This window comes from Massilimicrobiota sp. An80, from assembly GCF_002159255.1.
In the GTDB taxonomy this organism is placed as follows: domain Bacteria; phylum Bacillota_I; class Bacilli_A; order Erysipelotrichales; family Coprobacillaceae; genus Allocoprobacillus; species Allocoprobacillus merdigallinarum.
In genome coordinates, this window is the sequence record NZ_NFHI01000031.1 from 13,899 (window position 1) to 30,225 (window position 16,327).

At 33.1% G+C, this 16,327-nt stretch carries 16 protein-coding genes and 1 pseudogene; 4 read left to right on the forward strand and 13 right to left on the reverse strand.

What is annotated here, in order from left to right; genetic code table 11:
• Nucleotides 1-425: 425 nt before the first annotated feature.
• From B5G32_RS09175 to B5G32_RS09195, 6 genes are read right to left on the reverse strand one after another with little or no spacing between them, the layout of a single operon-like run.
• Complete coding sequence (locus B5G32_RS09175; protein WP_087305099.1) at nucleotides 426-791, reverse strand: heavy-metal-associated domain-containing protein; 366 nt, start codon at nucleotides 789-791, stop codon at nucleotides 426-428.
• Nucleotides 784-942 carry a hypothetical protein gene (locus B5G32_RS13970; RefSeq protein ID WP_164483499.1) on the reverse strand — a complete coding sequence of 53 codons (159 nt, stop codon included), beginning with the start codon at nucleotides 940-942 and terminating at the stop codon, nucleotides 784-786. The genes B5G32_RS09175 and B5G32_RS13970 overlap by 8 nt, the downstream gene beginning before the upstream one ends.
• A complete protein-coding gene (locus B5G32_RS09180) occupies nucleotides 943-1,137 on the reverse strand; it encodes a FeoB-associated Cys-rich membrane protein (protein ID WP_087936466.1) in 195 nt (64 codons plus the stop codon). It lies immediately after the preceding gene.
• Between the two features lie 56 nt (nucleotides 1,138-1,193).
• Complete coding sequence (gene feoB / locus B5G32_RS09185; protein WP_087936467.1) at nucleotides 1,194-3,374, reverse strand: ferrous iron transport protein B; 2,181 nt, start codon at nucleotides 3,372-3,374, stop codon at nucleotides 1,194-1,196.
• A 16-nt stretch (nucleotides 3,375-3,390) separates the two neighbouring features.
• The gene (locus tag B5G32_RS09190; protein WP_087244908.1) at nucleotides 3,391-3,609 is read right to left on the reverse strand and encodes a FeoA family protein; all 219 of its coding nucleotides are present in this window, start codon (nucleotides 3,607-3,609) and stop codon (nucleotides 3,391-3,393) included.
• A 35-nt stretch (nucleotides 3,610-3,644) separates the two neighbouring features.
• Nucleotides 3,645-3,857, reverse strand: coding sequence for a FeoA family protein (locus B5G32_RS09195; protein WP_204209694.1), 213 nt, complete (start codon nucleotides 3,855-3,857; stop codon nucleotides 3,645-3,647).
• A 491-nt stretch (nucleotides 3,858-4,348) separates the two neighbouring features.
• On the opposite strand from B5G32_RS09195, the gene B5G32_RS14280 reads away from it, so the two are divergent.
• Together B5G32_RS14280 and B5G32_RS09200 are read left to right on the forward strand one after the other, a co-directional pair.
• Nucleotides 4,349-4,480, forward strand: coding sequence for a hypothetical protein (locus B5G32_RS14280; protein ID WP_255374760.1), 132 nt, complete (start codon nucleotides 4,349-4,351; stop codon nucleotides 4,478-4,480).
• Between the two features lie 2 nt (nucleotides 4,481-4,482).
• Nucleotides 4,483-5,184 carry a DUF1835 domain-containing protein gene (locus B5G32_RS09200; RefSeq protein WP_158094003.1) on the forward strand — a complete coding sequence of 234 codons (702 nt, stop codon included), beginning with the start codon at nucleotides 4,483-4,485 and terminating at the stop codon, nucleotides 5,182-5,184.
• 47 nt (nucleotides 5,185-5,231) lie between these two features.
• Here B5G32_RS09200 and B5G32_RS09205 read toward each other — a convergent pair whose 3' ends face one another.
• The 7 genes from B5G32_RS09205 to B5G32_RS09235 all read right to left on the reverse strand — a co-directional run bounded on the left by B5G32_RS09205 (nucleotide 5,232) and on the right by B5G32_RS09235 (nucleotide 13,952).
• Entirely contained in the window at nucleotides 5,232-6,974 is a 1,743-nt protein-coding gene (locus B5G32_RS09205; protein ID WP_087936469.1) for an ABC transporter ATP-binding protein, read from the reverse strand.
• A gap of 15 nt (nucleotides 6,975-6,989) precedes the next feature.
• Nucleotides 6,990-8,777 (reverse strand): ABC transporter ATP-binding protein, encoded by a 1,788-nt coding sequence (locus B5G32_RS09210; RefSeq protein WP_087936470.1) that lies wholly within the window; start codon nucleotides 8,775-8,777, stop codon nucleotides 6,990-6,992.
• An 81-nt stretch (nucleotides 8,778-8,858) separates the two neighbouring features.
• Entirely contained in the window at nucleotides 8,859-9,479 is a 621-nt protein-coding gene (locus tag B5G32_RS09215) for a TetR/AcrR family transcriptional regulator (protein ID WP_087244880.1), read from the reverse strand.
• A 189-nt stretch (nucleotides 9,480-9,668) separates the two neighbouring features.
• The gene (locus tag B5G32_RS09220) at nucleotides 9,669-10,631 is read right to left on the reverse strand and encodes a putative periplasmic lipoprotein (RefSeq protein ID WP_087936471.1); all 963 of its coding nucleotides are present in this window, start codon (nucleotides 10,629-10,631) and stop codon (nucleotides 9,669-9,671) included.
• A 103-nt stretch (nucleotides 10,632-10,734) separates the two neighbouring features.
• Nucleotides 10,735-11,886, reverse strand: a complete 1,152-nt coding sequence (locus tag B5G32_RS09225) for a phosphoglycerate dehydrogenase (RefSeq protein WP_087305111.1) — start codon at nucleotides 11,884-11,886, stop codon at nucleotides 10,735-10,737.
• 5 nt (nucleotides 11,887-11,891) lie between these two features.
• Entirely contained in the window at nucleotides 11,892-12,977 is a 1,086-nt protein-coding gene (gene serC / locus B5G32_RS09230) for a 3-phosphoserine/phosphohydroxythreonine transaminase (RefSeq protein ID WP_087244883.1), read from the reverse strand.
• 183 nt (nucleotides 12,978-13,160) lie between these two features.
• Nucleotides 13,161-13,952, reverse strand: a complete 792-nt coding sequence (locus B5G32_RS09235; protein WP_087936472.1) for a PHP domain-containing protein — start codon at nucleotides 13,950-13,952, stop codon at nucleotides 13,161-13,163.
• Between the two features lie 104 nt (nucleotides 13,953-14,056).
• On the opposite strand from B5G32_RS09235, the gene B5G32_RS09240 reads away from it, so the two are divergent.
• Both B5G32_RS09240 and B5G32_RS09245 read left to right on the forward strand, forming a co-directional pair.
• On the forward strand, nucleotides 14,057-15,724 hold the full coding sequence (locus tag B5G32_RS09240; protein WP_087936473.1) for a glycoside hydrolase family 13 protein: 1,668 nt from the start codon (nucleotides 14,057-14,059) through the stop codon (nucleotides 15,722-15,724).
• A 103-nt stretch (nucleotides 15,725-15,827) separates the two neighbouring features.
• Nucleotides 15,828-16,327, forward strand: a pseudogene (locus tag B5G32_RS09245) (leucyl aminopeptidase family protein); the annotation flags it as partial.

Genomic DNA, 16,327 nt, shown 5'->3' on the forward strand with positions numbered 1-16,327 from the left:
AGAAAAAAAGTAATCCGAAGATTACTTTTCATCATACACAAAATGTGTCTGTTAAAGGATAGAATATATCATAGTTACAAGTATGTCTAGATCTAATCTGGCTTTTTAATCTAAAATGACGATGAATAGGAGTATGAGGGCAACTATTTCTATCATTCATATCCTCTTTTATTCTTTATATATCTTTACACGCTTAGATATATCGGTTAGGATTTGCTAACTTTTAGATATTATTAATAGTTAGCTTTAACTAACTCTATATTCAGTATACTATATATAATAAATTTGTCAATAGTTTATATGATTTTTTTATCAATAAATTCATTGTTTTCCTTGTTGATTCAGCTATCAAAACATATTAAAAAAGATGTTATAAAACATATCATCTATAACATCTCTTGATTACGATCATCTTCGACACTTTTCTATGAACAACTTATTGATTGAATATGATAACCAGCACTTTTTACAGCCTGATATAACTCATTATCATTGATTTCTCGATCATAGAAAATCGTCGCTGTCTGTGATTGAAGATCAACCTTTGCACTAACTCCATCAATCTTATTTATAGCATCCATGACCTGTTTGGCACAGTGATCACAATGCATTCCTTCAATTTTTAATAATTTCTTCCCAATAACAGGTGAAGTCAATTTCTTTTCTTGCATATCTAAACTTTCATGATTTCCACCACAACATGCTCCTTCACCTTTAAAATGTTTTATACTTCCTTTTAATGCAAATCCTAATAAGACAATCACAATAATGATAATAATGGCATCAACCATGACGATCCCTTCTTTCCTGGAACTTTAAATCACGACGCTTATGAAACCACTTCTTTATTCGTTGAAATCCTAGAAAGGCTAACATTCCTATAATATAAACACCAATCACAATGATGAACATATAAAACATTGAACCTGTTGAATTACCCATCTATAATTTCCTTTCTTTTTTCATTTTATCAGCAAAATATGTTTCTTTTAAATGACTCAAATCTCCGCAGCCACTACATCCAGCACAAACACCTGTACAACCATTTTTTGAATCTTTTTTCTTTTGACGATGTCGCTGAAAAATGACAAATCCACAATATCCTATTATCAATATAAGCACAATTATATCTGCCATTTTTTTCAACTCCTTTGATATGTCAAAACTGGACACCAAGGTATCCAGTTATTTGATTATGAATTCACTTGAACTGATCTTCTTGAATAAACTTTTTGATTTTTATATGGATCAGGTCTAAACAATAAGAATAATATCACAGCTGCTAAGACAAATGCAATAGCAGTCCAGATTCCAAAGGCTCCACCCATCAGGAATGTTCCAATCTGATAAATACATAAACATACAACATAAGCAAAGACATTTTGGAAAATGATGGCAAACCAGAACCATTTACGAGATTGCATCTGTTGAGCCATAGTTGCAATAGCCGCAAGACATGGTGAATCTAATAAGTTGAAAATCAAGAATGATAAAGCAGATAAAGTTGTAGGGAACCATGCTTGGACACCTTGAGCAACATTGACTGCATCTTCGACATCTCCAGCAACATTCGCCAATAATCCCATTGTTGAAACAATCGCTTCTTTCGCTGTAAATCCTGAAAGCGAAGCAGCCACTGACTGCCAGTTTCCAAATCCAAGTGGTGCAAAGATTGGAGCAATCAATCCACCAATCATTGCTAATAAACTATCGCCACTCTCTACTAGTCCAAATTGTCCATCTACAAATCCATATGCACCTAAAAACCACATCACAACACAAGCTAAGAACAAGATTGTTCCAGCTTTAATAATAAATCCTTTTAATCTTTCCCATACATGTAATAAAACTGTTTTGGCAGATGGAATATGATATTGTGGTAATTCCATAACAAATGGTGCAGGTTTTCCAGAGAATGGTTTTGTTTTCTTCAAAATAATAGCAGCAACCAATACGGCAACAATTCCCATAAAGTACATCATTGGCGCAACAAATGAACTTTCTGTATATCCAGCTGCTTCTCCTGCAATCACACCACCCATCAGTGCAATAACAGGAAGCTTCGCACCACATGGAATGAAAGTGGCTGTCATGATTGTTAAACGACGATCATTATCCTGTTCAATCGTCTTTGAAGCCATGATTCCTGGAATACCACATCCTGAAGAAATTAATAATGGAATAAAGCTCTTTCCAGATAATCCAAAATGTCTAAACACACGATCCATCACAAATGCAATACGAACCATGTATCCACAATCTTCTAAAATGGATAGGAATAAGAATAAAATAGCCATCTGTGGTACGAAACCAAGTACTGCTCCTAAACCACCAATAATTCCATCGACAACAAGTCCCTGAACAACTTCTCCTGATCCAATACTTGTCAAGAAAGATCCAACAGCATCCTGAATCGCTACAACAAAGACATCATTTGTCCAATCTGTCACCCAAGTTCCTACTGTTGTGACAGATACATAATAAACAATAAACATCACTGCAATAAAGATAGGAATACCTAAAATACGATTTGTTACAATTTTATCAATTTTATCTGATACTGTTAATTTTTCTCCACCTTTTTTTACAGTTGTAGAAATCATTTTTTGAATAAATTGATAACGTTCATCAGTGACAATACTTTCCATATCATCATCATGTTTCTTTTCCAATGCTTCACGTTGTTGATCAATAAGAGTTTTATTCTGAATTTGATTTCCAATACTTTCAACAACTTTACTATCATTTTCCAGCAATTTAACAGCATACCATCTCTTTTTACCTTCACTTATAGAAACAGGAAGCAATTTTTCAACTTCTGCAATAGCTTTTTCCAATTCAGAAGAGAAGATATCTTTTGGTAAAGCCACTTCTTTTTTACGCGCAACTTTAATTGCTTCATCCATTAAATCATTTAACCCTGTCTGTTTTAAAGCAGATGTTTCAATAATTGGACAGTTTAATAACATTGAAAGACGTTTTGTATCAATCTTGATATTTCTTTTTTTCAATAAATCTGCCATATTTAAAGCAATCACAACCGGTACCCCAGTTTCAATCAATTGTGTTGTTAAATATAAGTTTCTTTCAATATTTGTAGCATCAACCAAATTAATAATAACATCTGGATTTTCATTTAAAATATAATCACGGCTGACCACTTCTTCTAATGTATATGGTGAAAGAGAATAAATACCAGGTAAGTCGGTAATAATGATATCTTCATCTTTTCTCTTCCCTTTTAATTTTCCTTCTTTTTTCTCTACTGTAACACCAGGCCAGTTTCCAACATATTGGTTCGCTCCAGTAAGAGCATTGAACATTGTTGTCTTTCCACAGTTAGGGTTACCAGCAAGAGCAATTTTCATATTCATAATCCAATACCCCCCTCTATTTCACTTGGACACACTGCGCATCCATTTTTCTTACAGATAATTCATATCCTCTGACTGTAATTTCTACAGGATCACCTAATGGTGCAACTTTTCTAATATATAGACTCGTTCCTTTAGTGATTCCCATATCCATGATGCGTCGTTTATAAGCACTGTCCCCTTCTATTTTTGTAACAGTGACTGTACTTCCAACTTTCGCTTCACTTAAATTCATCATCATCTCTCCTCCCTTTTCAAACACCCTAAAAGCTATACCATGATATGACGTGCCATATCTTTGTTAATGGCAATTCTAGAATCTTTAATATTGACAATGACATTACCTTCAATGGCAGATAAAACAGTAATTTCACTTCCAGCAACGAAACCAAGATTTTCCAAAAAACGCCTTGTTTCTTCATTGCCACCTATTCTGCGAATTGTATTCACTTCTCCAACACCAGCTAATGTTAATGGCATCATAATCATCCCTTCTTTATATTAGTGTATGCTAACTCTTTGTTAAAAATATAAGTTAGACTTTACTAACCACATCATTAGAATACTCTTATTTCCTATCATTGTCAATATTCAAAAGCAAAAAAGTAGCTATTTTCATGTATTCATGTATAATAATTTTTTTAGTTAACTTGATTTCAATTATCATTATATTCATTGAAAACCTCATTAAACATGCATTTTGTGATAAAATACTCTTATATGATCATTTTGTTATTCTTATTTCGACATTAAAATGTAATATATTACATCAGTATTTCATATCATTTATTAATATAATGTTCAACTATTTAGTATTCTAAATCACACACCCTCATCTTTTATAAACCCAAATATTCTATTTTATAAGTATTTAGAAGATTATAAAGCAAGAAAAAATAGAGTTGACCATGGCTAACTCATAATATATGATAATATTGTAAAAGCTTTTACACCATATTTAGGAGGAAAATTTTATGAGAACAAACAAATTTACAAAAGGGCATAAAATCAAATGTACATTAGATTATACAGTGTCTTTAGTTAGTGGTCGTGTCCTTAATGGTGGACATATTACCAATACTGAACATGTCACAATTGTAAGATGATTATGTTAGAATTATGTTTTGATATCAATACATATCATATTTTGAAAATTCTTCAAGCTGAAAATGTTATTGATTCTTTTCATCGGATTATATATTTATATGATGATTTATCCATTGGTTCTTTGAATGTTAAAAATCTAGAAGAACGTATAACTTCATTACAAAAGTTAAAAGTCAATTATGATTTTCATAGGATGATTCAAAATTATAAAGACATATTATCACAACTCAAAAACCATCAGCAAATCAGAATATGGACTTCATCTTATGCCCATGAAAAAATAGGATTTTATATTATATGCTATATCTTATGTCAATTAAAACTTTATGATAAACAGATATATTTATGTCAATCTGCCAAACTTCATAACAACAAATATGCAACGATGTTTTTAACTGTACCTGATGATTTTGTAACCTTGATGAAAAAAGCTGAAATCATAGACCCAAGTCAATATATCAAATTTGCTGAAAAATTGATTCAAGAAAATACACCATTAAGATTGAAAATCAATAACGAAATCGTTTCAGAACAAATTGATTATTTTGATGATATGATTTTATCATACAAAAAACAGTGCCCAAATATATCTGATCAAGATTTATGCAGTCACATATTATTTGATTATCAAAAACAAAATGATGCATTGATAAGAGATGATATGATATTGAATAGAATAAAATATTTAAAAAACAATCACTAGTCAAAAAGCCCTCACATAGTCAAATCAACTATATAAGGACTTTTTTATTAATCAATTTGCCATTGAGCACTCTCGTTTTGTAAATCAAGCATATGACGATAGAGTCCATTTTGCTTATATAATTGTTCTGGACTTCCTTCTTCTTTCACTTTTCCATCTTCTAAAACAATGATTTTATCAGCAGATTGAACAGTTCGCATACGATGTGCAATAACCAGCACAGTTTTATTAGCTAACAGTTTTGACAAAGCTTCTTGAATCTTTGTTTCGTTTTCAACATCAAGACTAGCAGTTGCCTCATCTAATAAAATGATAGGTGCATCTTTTAAAAGTGCTCTTGCAATTGAAATTCTTTGTCTTTCTCCTCCAGATAGTTTTGCACCATTTTCACCAATAAGGGTGTCATAACCATTTGGTAGTTTTTGAACAAATTCATCACAATTTGCCGCTTTTGCAGCTTGATATACTTCTTCGTCCGTTGCGTTTCTTTTTCCCAGACGAATATTTTCTTTAATGCTGTCATCAAATAAAACAACGTCTTGAAATACCATGGAATAGTCACTCAACAAAACTTCAGGATCAACTTCATTTATGTCAACACCACCAACTGTTATCTTCCCCTTTTGAACATCAAATAGACGTGCAGCTAGTTTAGCACAGGTACTTTTACCAGAACCAGACGGTCCAACTAAAGCCGTCACTTCACCTTCCTTTGCTGTAAAACTGACATCTTTTAAAACATCTTGTAGATCATAGGCAAAGGAAACATGATGAAACTCAATGTTATGTCCTTTTGGTTCAAAGGTTTCTTTTCCTGATGCAACAGGTGTATCATAAATTTCCATCATACGATTGGCTGATACCTGTGATACAAACATCTCTGCAATTAATGCTAAACTTTGGTCAAATGGTGCATAAATTCTTGTAATAACCAACAAAAACATAAACAGTATCATGAAGTCAACTTGCCCTTGAACAATCAAATGTGCTCCAACCAAAATTGTCGTTGCTACACCTAAACGCATGATAACACTTGCAGCATTCACAAATATACCCGCCACAAGTTCTCCTTTTACCATTACCTTTTCATGCTCATCAATTTTTTGATATAGACCTCGAAGATAAGTCTTTTCTTGATTTGTAGCTCTAATTTCTCTAACATTTTCTAATGTTTCCTGGATTCCATCAGATACCTTAATTGCAGCTTGTTTAAGTTTTTCAGAGGCTTTTGAAGTCCATTTGCGTGAACCAAACAAAAGTCCAAATGCGACAGGTACACCCCAAAGACAGGCTATCGCTAAACGCCAATCATAAATAAATAGGAAAACAGCAATAATACCAGTTGAAATATAAGATCCATACAAATAACCTAAAACATGTGACCAGACATGTTCCATACGATTGACATCTCCCATGATTGTTTCTGTTAAATCAGCAATATCCTTTTTATTAAAATATCCTAAAGGTAATTGACGAAGTTTTTCAGCCAATGCAATTCTAGTAGCTTTTACTTCCCCATAAACAAGTCCATAAGTGGATGTATACTGTTGAAGATGCGTTGCAAATGATAAGAATACAAATACAACTAATAAAATTAAAATTGTTATTGTATTCATTTCTGTTTGATTACCAATAAAAAGTGCCATCAAATCTTTCATCAGTAAATACAATACACTGACACCACCCATAACAACAATATTTACTATAACTGTCCAAAATGTTCCCTTTTTGACATTCTGAACGCCTTTCTCTGTTAAGGCATATTTTCGCTTAAATTTTTTTCCAAACATCTACGCTGCCTCCTTTCAACTTGTGATTTTCCATTTCACTGCTTGATTATAATCAGTCCACATCTTATGATATAGACCATTTTTATCTAATAATTCTTTATGAGTACCTTCTTCAATTATATGTCCCTCTTCTAAAACAATAATTTTATCCGCATTGACAATAGTTGATAAACGATGAGCAATCATGATAACTGTTCGATCTTTGCATAAAACACTAAGAGCTTTTTGAATTAAAACTTCATTCTCAGGATCAGCAAATGCAGTAGCCTCATCCAATACCACGATTGGGGCATTCTTTAAAATGGCACGAGCTAAAGCGATACGTTGCTGTTCCCCTCCAGAGAGATAAGTACCTTCACTTCCAATGATCGTATGGACACCGTTCGGTAGTTTATCAATAATATCCTTACATCTTGCAGCCTTTAATGCATGCATAACATCATCATCTGAGGCGTTAGGATTAGCAATTTTAACATTTTCCAAAATTGATGTTTTAAAAAGCTTTGTATTTTGGAAAACAAAAGCAACCTGATCCATGAGAACATGCTGGTCAATTTCTTTAACATTAACATGACCTACCTCAACTACACCCTCGCTTACATCCCAGAATCGTGGAATCAAACTGGCAGCCGTTGTTTTACCACCTCCTGAGGGGCCAACAAGTGCAATAGTTTGACCTGGTTCAACTCTAAAGGATATATGTGATAATGCAGGTGTCCTTGAGCCTTCATAGGTAAAGCTGACATCTTTGAAAATCACGCTATTATCTTCTGGCATTTTTGGATGAATACACTTTTCAAGTGTCGGTGCTTTCATTACTAAATCAATACGGCTTAGTGCTGTACTTGCCAGCATAATGCCCGATGATGCAAACATAATCTTTGCCAATGCAGTCGAAATGATAGCAGAAAAAACAGCATAGAATACGAAATTTATGACAAGATTGCTGAAGTTCCCATCATGTAATGTACTTGGAACTAGAAAAATGACAAGTGGTACTAAAAAGATAAAGGCGCCTTCAGTAAATGTCAGGTTAATTGATTGGGGAACACGACAAACTTCTCCCTGATAATATTCAGCCTTATTGCTATATTCTTCAATTGCTTTTTTAAAAGTCTTAAATGAATAAACTGTCTGTTGAAAAATCTTAACAACCGGAACACCTCTGACATACTCTGTTCCTGCTTTTGTCATTCTATCCTGTGCAGCCTGATATTCTTCCATCAGTTTAGCATTTTTACCTCCCATCATGGAAAACATAGCAACGATGGATATAACCGCTGATAATAGACAAGCCGCTCCCATACGCCAATCAAATACAAACATTAAGATGACCATACCAGCAAATAACACGATTGTTCCAATGATATCCGCCAAATTGTGTGCCAAAAGCGTTTCCGTATCATTAGCAGCACTATCAAGTCTTCCTCTAATAAGTCCCGAAGCATTATTATCAAAATAACCAAGAGGTGCTTTCATGATATGATTCATCCCAATTTTTCGAATATTCTCCGCAGTTCTAAAAGCTGCCAAATGGGTACATAACAAACCAATAAAATAAAGCACAATCCCCAGCATAGCAAAGCCAAAGGCAATCCATCCATAGGTTTGGACATTTTGAACTTTGCTGAAATTTGGCATTGCTACAATCAAATCTCTCACAACAAGCCAAATACAAACATATGGCACAATACTACAAAACATCGAAATTGCTGACAAAGCAAGACCAACAAAAGTCAATGCTTTATAGTTTCCAGCATAAGCTAATAAAATTGATATTGTTCTCTTTTTCTTATCTTTCATCTTATCCCTCCTGTATCAACGCTCACTGTTGTTAGCATAAGCTAACTGTAGAGGTAAAAAATTGCAGGTTGCTGCATTCATTTATTTTTCTTCCATTAATGCTAACCAACCAGCAGTATAAAATGCTCGAAGTTGTCCTACATCACGCATAGCTTGATTTTTGGGAATATCATGAATAACAACTTCAAAGATTCCTCCAAACATGCCACTTGCAATAATATGACATAAAGTCCTGTCAAGTCTAGGTACCTTATGTCCCAATTCTCTAAGAACATCTATATATTTAAGCGTATATTCCACTTCAACCTCAACAATGTTATGAACAAAATTTTCATAACTTGTACCTTCTGCCTTTAATAATAAAAGTTTGAACGGTTCTCGATGATCACAGATATAATCAACCATCCAGTCTACACATGCGCTCGATTCGATTCCCATATGTGAAGGTTGTTCATCTTTTGGCAAATCAGCAAATTGGAGTTGTGCTTGCATGAAATGGGCCATCAAAGCCTGTGCATGAGGTTCGACAATCGAAGCGAACAAAGCCTCCTTACTAGAAAAATACCCGTAAAATGCCCCTGTTGTCACCCCGGCATGTTTAACAATTTGGCGTAAAGAAGCTCCTCTAAATCCTTTTTCCAAAAACTCATCAATAGCCGCCTGTTGAATTTTATTCAGTGTCAAATTTGATGTATCTTGCATTTCTACCTCCATATATAACAGCGTTATATAACACTGTTATAATACACCTATATTCTTCTTTTTGTCAAGGAAAAATAAAAACACGTCCCTGTTCATCTCTTATTTGACAAACCAGAATTGACTAAAAATCTATTATTGATGTTCATGAAAAGACTTGAAAATTCTCCACTTTCAAGTCTATACGCTTCTTTAATTTTGGGACTGATAAATTTCAAATACATTTCCTTCTACAAATAATGTCATTGTCCCCTCTGTATCAGCCTGAGTTTTTAAAATAGGCATAGCCAAATAAAGCGTTCTTGTTTGTCCCGCTAATATACTGCCACTTTCTGAAATTGATTGATGATCCTCACTCTCTAAAATAATTTGAGAATGAATGATTTCATCATTCATTTGATATTCACAATAAATATACTCTGCAGGATCTATATCCAGGGATGATTGATTTTGAATTTCTAATGACAACACAACAAAAATCTGGTCTTCACGATCGGTAGGATGATAACTATAAAAGAATCCTTTTTGTGATGGCTCAATACGTTCACTTTCCTGGCAATCTAATATGGTGATTTGTGAATTGGAACAGTTTATCACATCACCAATAGACTTCACTTGATTATCTTCCTGTACTTCTTCTAAAGAAAAAGTATATTGATAATCTTTTTGGTTCATAACTTGAAGAGCTAGCTGTGCCTGTTGTTTCGTATTATTTTTGGCGACTTCACAATAAAGATGTATATAGCGTTCTTCTTGTGGTTTTAAAGTATCTGTGGTACTCATTTGTGTATAATGGATTGATTCTATAGCCAACTGAACATCATGTTTTTCATTATTTAATTCAATGTTTCCACTATATAAATCTGATAACTCATACTCATTTTCTGATAAATTATGAGTTCTCACGATAATATCAATAAATATATGTTGATTATCCGCTGGCTTTAAATATTGATATGTTCTATTTTTATTAGCAGGTGCAATCTCATCGGTCAATGACGTTTTTATCATTTCAAATTCCAACCGATTATCAATTGTATAAACCTCTGTCATTTCCAGCTCTGTTTGTGTTGGTGTCACTTTTGTTTCCGTCGATTTTGGAGAAGAGCACCCTGATAGCATGAAAGCTACCAGCAAAATGATTATTTTCTTCATAAATATCAGTCCCCTTTGACAATATTTTACCATAAATGAATCTTTTAGCGAAAAAAATAATCTCTTCTATAAATAAAAGGCTAAGTCAAAATTTGATTTAGCCTTATTTAATCACTCTTACTCTAATAACATTTTCTAAAGTTTCTAATTCTTCTAACCCTGCAATATCTTGTGTATCAATCATTGTATAAGCATACTCACCCTTAGCTTTATTGACCATATTTTCAATATTGATATGTTTATTCGCAAGAATTGTCGCAAATTGAGCTAACATATTAGGAACATTTTTATGAATTAAACAAATACGATATTGTGTTGTGCGTGGTTCTTTCACTGAAGGAAGATTCACAGAATTTGTAATATTTCCATTTTCTAAATAATCCATCATTTCTCTAACAGCCATGATTGCACAATTATCTTCTGATTCAGGTGTAGACGCGCCTAAATGAGGCATCACAATCACATCTTTTTGATCAATGATATCTTCTGTCGCAAAGTCTGTTATATATTTTTTGATTTTCCCCTGAGCAATTCCATCTAGAATATCCTGAGAGTTCACCAAATCTGCTCTAGCAAAGTTCAGAATACGAACTCCATCTTTCATTTTTTGAATACTTTCTTGATTGATCATTCCTTTTGTTTCTGGCGTGCTTGGCGCATGCAATGTAATATAATCACATTCAGTGAAAATCGTATCAACATTTTGAGCATTTTTGACCCATTTACTCATACCCCATGCTGCATCTACTGAAATATATGGATCATATCCATAGACTTCCATCCCTAACTTAATCGCTGCATTCGCTACACTCACACCAATAGCCCCTAGACCAATAATTCCTAATTTCTTACCATCAATCTCAGGACCAACAAATTGACTCTTCCCCTTTTCTACCAGTTTTCCAACATCTTCCTGTCCTTTTAAAGTTTTGACCCAGTCAATACCTTCAACAATCTGTCGTGAAGATAGAAACAAGGCACATAAAACCAGTTCCTTAACAGCATTCGCATTTGCGCCTGGTGTATTAAAAACAACAACACCCTGTTCACTGCATTTTTCAATAGGAATATTATTGACACCTGCCCCTGCTCGTGCAATGGCTTTTAATGATTGCGGAAACTCATAATCATGTAACGTAGCAGAACGGACAAGAATTCCATCTTCATCCTTCTGATCTTCTCCAACAAGATAATCCTGATTAAATAACGCTGTCCCTACTGAAGAAATTTTATTCATTAATTTGATTTTATACATTTTCATCACCTATTTTCTTCTTCAAATTTTTTCATAAAGGCAACTAATGTTTCAACGCCTTCTTTTTCCATTGCATTATAAATAGAAGCTCGAATACCTCCTACAGAACGATGACCTTTTAAATTCGTCATCCCTGCCGCTACTGATTCCTTCACAAACTTTGCATCTAAATCCTTATTAGGACAAGTAAAAGTCACATTCATTAAAGAACGATTATCTGGATCACTATGCGCAATATAAAAGTCTGACTGATCTAAATAATCATATATTAACTTTGCTTTTTCTTCATTTCTTTTTTTCATAGCTTCTAAGCCACCTAAAGAATCAATCCATTTTAAGACTTCTCCTAATACATAGATTGAAAAAGTTGGTGGTGTGTTATACATAGAATCATTTTGAGCGATTGTATCATATTCCATCAGCACTGGAATTTTTTCCTGATGGTCTTTGATTAAATCTTCTCTGACAATCACAACTCCCAGTCCTGCAATCCCCATATTTTTCTGTGCTCCAGCATAAATCATGCCATAATCATTCACATTGATTGGCTGAGATAAAATATTAGAAGACATATCCGCTACAATAGGTATTCCATGTGTATCTGGAACATACTTCCATTCCGTACCATAAATGGTATTATTTGAACATAAATGCACATAAGAGGCATCTTCTCTTATATCTAATTCATCTTGAGTTGGAATATGTTTAAAGTTCTGTGCACTGCCATCATAAACAATATGCACATCACCAAATTTCTTTGCTTCCTGAGCAGCTTTCTTTGAAAAAGATCCTGTAATGATATAATCAGCTTTTCCATTTTTCATCAAATTCAGTGGAATCGTTGAAAATTGTTGTGTCGCCCCACCTTGAATAAATAATATCTGATAATCATCAGGAATATTCATTACCTTTTTTAACATAGCTTTTGTTTCATTAAAAATGTCAAGATAGGATGATGATCGATGACTCATTTCCATTACGCTCATACCACTATCGTTATAGTTCAACATTTGAGAAGCGATTTTTTCTAATACAGATACAGGTAATGTTGATGGACCTGCTGAAAAGTTATAAACTCTTTTTGTTGTCATATCGACACCCTCCTTTTTAAAATATTGATGTCATTATATATGATTTATACAAATTTATCAAATGATTTTATAATTTTTCATAATTTGTAATTATTTTTATATAAATTGTATACAATTTCATCTATTTATCACCCATCCTTTAAACTATATTCATCTTTATAACAAAAAAGAACTAGCTTTTCACTAGTTCATCTGTAATGTTGCTTCACGAATATAATTGCCTACATCCTGTGGCTGATGAGCATCAGAAGCATAAATCAAATCCACATGATTGTCTTTAAAAATCTGTAAAAGTTCCTGAGATAATCCCATATCCGGATGATGATAACGATAATAACATCCCACATTGTTTTCAGCTTTCATATGATGTGCTTTTAAAAGCTCTGCCATTTTTTGGTAAGTTGGCTTTAAATCATATGTAGGATAGATCTGAAAAAGTTTAATCGTATCTGGATGTGCCAGTTGGGTAAATAATTGTGATTCTATTAATTGAAAGACAAGTTCGTAATAACGTTTATAGATATCATTGGCATCATAGCGATTCCATAATAAATCTTTTGAAAAACTCATATCATATAAGATACCATCAATAGAATGAATAGCACCTACCAGAAAATCAAAAGAATATTGTCCTAATAATTCTTTTAAAAAGTTCTCATATTCTGGAACATAACAAACTTCTAATCCATATTTCACTTTAACAGGCAAGTCCATTTGTTGGATATCTTTCATTAAATCAATGAAATCACTTAAATGATCTTTAAATTTCATGTCTTTATTTGCTAACCATGTCTTTTGTACATCATATTGTTTTAACCCCTCATAAATGGGTTCAAACTCAATAAAACGATGTGTGTGATCTAAAATTTGAATTTCATCTAATCCCTTTTGATGTGCTGCTTCTACAAATTGTAAAACATATTCTTTTGTAAGTGGTCCATTTTCCAGATGCATATGTCCATCAATATACTTCATTATTTCATCAACTCCTTTGATTTATTATATGAAGATATTTGAGATTTGTAAAATCTTATCATCAATTATTTTTTCATGATATAATCATTTTAGAGGTGATCAATATGCCACAATGGTGGAAAGAAGAAATTGTTTATCAAATTTATCCTAAAAGTTTTCAAGATAGTAATCATGATGGAATTGGTGATATTCAAGGAATCATTCAAAAACTTGATTATTTAAAAGATTTAGGTGTCACTATGCTTTGGATTTGTCCTATTTATTGTTCTCCTATGGATGATAATGGCTATGATATTGCTGATTATTATCAGATTCATCCTGATTTTGGAAGTATGGAAGATGTCGATGAACTGATTGTCAAAGCGAAAGAAAGAGATATCAAAATCATTATGGATCTTGTTATTAATCATACATCCGATGAACATGCCTGGTTTCAGGAAGCATTAAAAAATCCTGATAGCCCTTATCGACAATATTATATTTTTAAAGAAGGTCAAGATAACCAGCCTCCTACAAACTGGCGTTCTGTTTTTAGTGGTTCTGTTTGGGAAAAAGTCCCTCACGAAGATAATATGTATTATTTTCATTCTTTTTCTAAAAAGCAACCTGATTTAAACTGGGAAAATCCACAAATGAGAGAAGACATCTATCGCATGATTAACTGGTGGTTAGATAAAGGAATTGCAGGATTTAGAGTAGACGCTATTAACTTTATAAAAAAAGATCAATCCTGGCAAAACGGTCCTGTTGATGGCGCAGATGGACTCTCATCATGTTTTGAATTCACAAGAAATCAGCCTGGTATAGAAGTCTTTTTCAAAGAGTTGAGAGAAAAGACATTTGATATTCATCATTGTATGACAGTGGCGGAAGCTGTGGGTGTTCCTTATGATCAGCTTAGTATTTTTATTGGTCAAGATGGATGCTTTTCAATGATGTTTGATTTTAATTATTCACATATTGATATTACTGAACATGAAGAATGGTTCCCACTTCAAAATTGGACAATGCAGGAATACAAAGAAAAGCTCTTTTTAAGTCAAAAGGAAATCTTTAAAACAGGATGGTGTGGAACTTTCCTGGAAAATCATGATATGCAAAGAAGTTTAAACAGACTTATTCGTAACCCTCAAGAACGTACGCCAAAAGCCGCAAAAGCTTTAGGTCAAATGTTTATGTTTTTAAAGGGGACTCCTTTCATTTATCAAGGCGAAGAAATTGGAACCATCAACAATCATAGACTTTCTATCCATGATTTTGATGATCTTAATTCACATGCTCAATATCGTAGAGCCTTACAGGAAGGTTATAGCGAAGAAGAAGCTTTAGACTTTGTCAATCGTCGTAGTCGAGATAATACCCGTTCTCCTATGAGCTGGAATTCACAGTTATATGCAGGTTTTAGTGATGTTCAACCTTGGCTTACGAATAATGAATATTATCAAGATATTAATGTTGCTAAACAGGTGAATGATCCTGATTCTGTTTTATCTTATTATAAACAGATGATTGCTTTAAGACAGAATCCTTTGTATCATCAAACACTCGTATATGGAGATTTCATTTCATTAGAAAGTGAAGAATATGTGATTGCCTATATGCGTCAAGATGATCAACAGACAATCTTATGTATTCAAAACCTTCAAAACAAAGAAACTCATTTTCCTTTATCTTCAAAAGCTCAAGTTCTTTTATCCAATGATCAAGTCAATATTCAAAACCAACAATTAAAACTTTCTCCATATCAAGCAACAATTCTACTTATTGAATAGAGGCCTTATGAGATAGAACATTCTATCTCATAAGCCTTTTTCATAAAAATCATCATTTCACTTGAAATAGTGATAAAATATATATCATAAGGAGGATTGTTTCATGAAACAGTTAAAACAACCAGACAATAAAATAATGATTTATCCGATTTATCACCATCAAAGTGTCTTGAATGATATATGTGATACCTTAGGATATGATATCAACACAATCATTAATAAAGACTTCAATCATTCCACAAAAGTCTATACACTTGGAAAATATGATTTCCCTTATATTCTTTTTGTTGGTCTTGGTGATGTCAGTGAACTAACTACAGCCAAACTTAGAAAGTTAGTTTTGAATATTTCAAAAAATATTAACGAGCCTGTTCAGCTGATGACTGATCATCTTGATGAAGGTATTGACAAGCATGCCTTTGTCAGAATATGGGTAGAATCACATATCATTGCCCAGTATCAGGAATGCAAGATTGGACATGATGCGAAAATGATAACTGATTTGGATATTGTATCATCAGGATATGTTGAAAAGGATATTGAAACAGGAAGAATCTATGGAGAAGGCATCAACTATGCCAGAAGACTTGCCGATACACCATC

Bases quoted from the DNA above. Each gene is read 5' to 3' on its own strand.
- B5G32_RS09175 (WP_087305099.1), bottom strand. From the start codon at position 791: ATGGTTGATGCCATTATTATCATTATTGTGATTGTCTTATTAGGATTT.
- B5G32_RS13970 (WP_164483499.1), bottom strand. From the start codon at position 942: ATGGGTAATTCAACAGGTTCAATGTTTTATATGTTCATCATTGTGATT.
- B5G32_RS09180 (WP_087936466.1), bottom strand. From the start codon at position 1,137: ATGGCAGATATAATTGTGCTTATATTGATAATAGGATATTGTGGATTT.
- feoB (WP_087936467.1), bottom strand. From the start codon at position 3,374: ATGAATATGAAAATTGCTCTTGCTGGTAACCCTAACTGTGGAAAGACA.
- B5G32_RS09190 (WP_087244908.1), bottom strand. From the start codon at position 3,609: ATGAATTTAAGTGAAGCGAAAGTTGGAAGTACAGTCACTGTTACAAAA.
- B5G32_RS09195 (WP_204209694.1), bottom strand. From the start codon at position 3,857: ATGATGCCATTAACATTAGCTGGTGTTGGAGAAGTGAATACAATTCGC.
- B5G32_RS14280 (WP_255374760.1), top strand. From the start codon at position 4,349: ATGAGAACAAACAAATTTACAAAAGGGCATAAAATCAAATGTACATTA.
- B5G32_RS09200 (WP_158094003.1), top strand. From the start codon at position 4,483: ATGTTAGAATTATGTTTTGATATCAATACATATCATATTTTGAAAATT.
- B5G32_RS09205 (WP_087936469.1), bottom strand. From the start codon at position 6,974: ATGTTTGGAAAAAAATTTAAGCGAAAATATGCCTTAACAGAGAAAGGC.
- B5G32_RS09210 (WP_087936470.1), bottom strand. From the start codon at position 8,777: ATGAAAGATAAGAAAAAGAGAACAATATCAATTTTATTAGCTTATGCT.
- B5G32_RS09215 (WP_087244880.1), bottom strand. From the start codon at position 9,479: ATGCAAGATACATCAAATTTGACACTGAATAAAATTCAACAGGCGGCT.
- B5G32_RS09220 (WP_087936471.1), bottom strand. From the start codon at position 10,631: ATGAAGAAAATAATCATTTTGCTGGTAGCTTTCATGCTATCAGGGTGC.
- B5G32_RS09225 (WP_087305111.1), bottom strand. From the start codon at position 11,886: ATGTATAAAATCAAATTAATGAATAAAATTTCTTCAGTAGGGACAGCG.
- serC (WP_087244883.1), bottom strand. From the start codon at position 12,977: ATGACAACAAAAAGAGTTTATAACTTTTCAGCAGGTCCATCAACATTA.
- B5G32_RS09235 (WP_087936472.1), bottom strand. From the start codon at position 13,952: ATGAAGTATATTGATGGACATATGCATCTGGAAAATGGACCACTTACA.
- B5G32_RS09240 (WP_087936473.1), top strand. From the start codon at position 14,057: ATGCCACAATGGTGGAAAGAAGAAATTGTTTATCAAATTTATCCTAAA.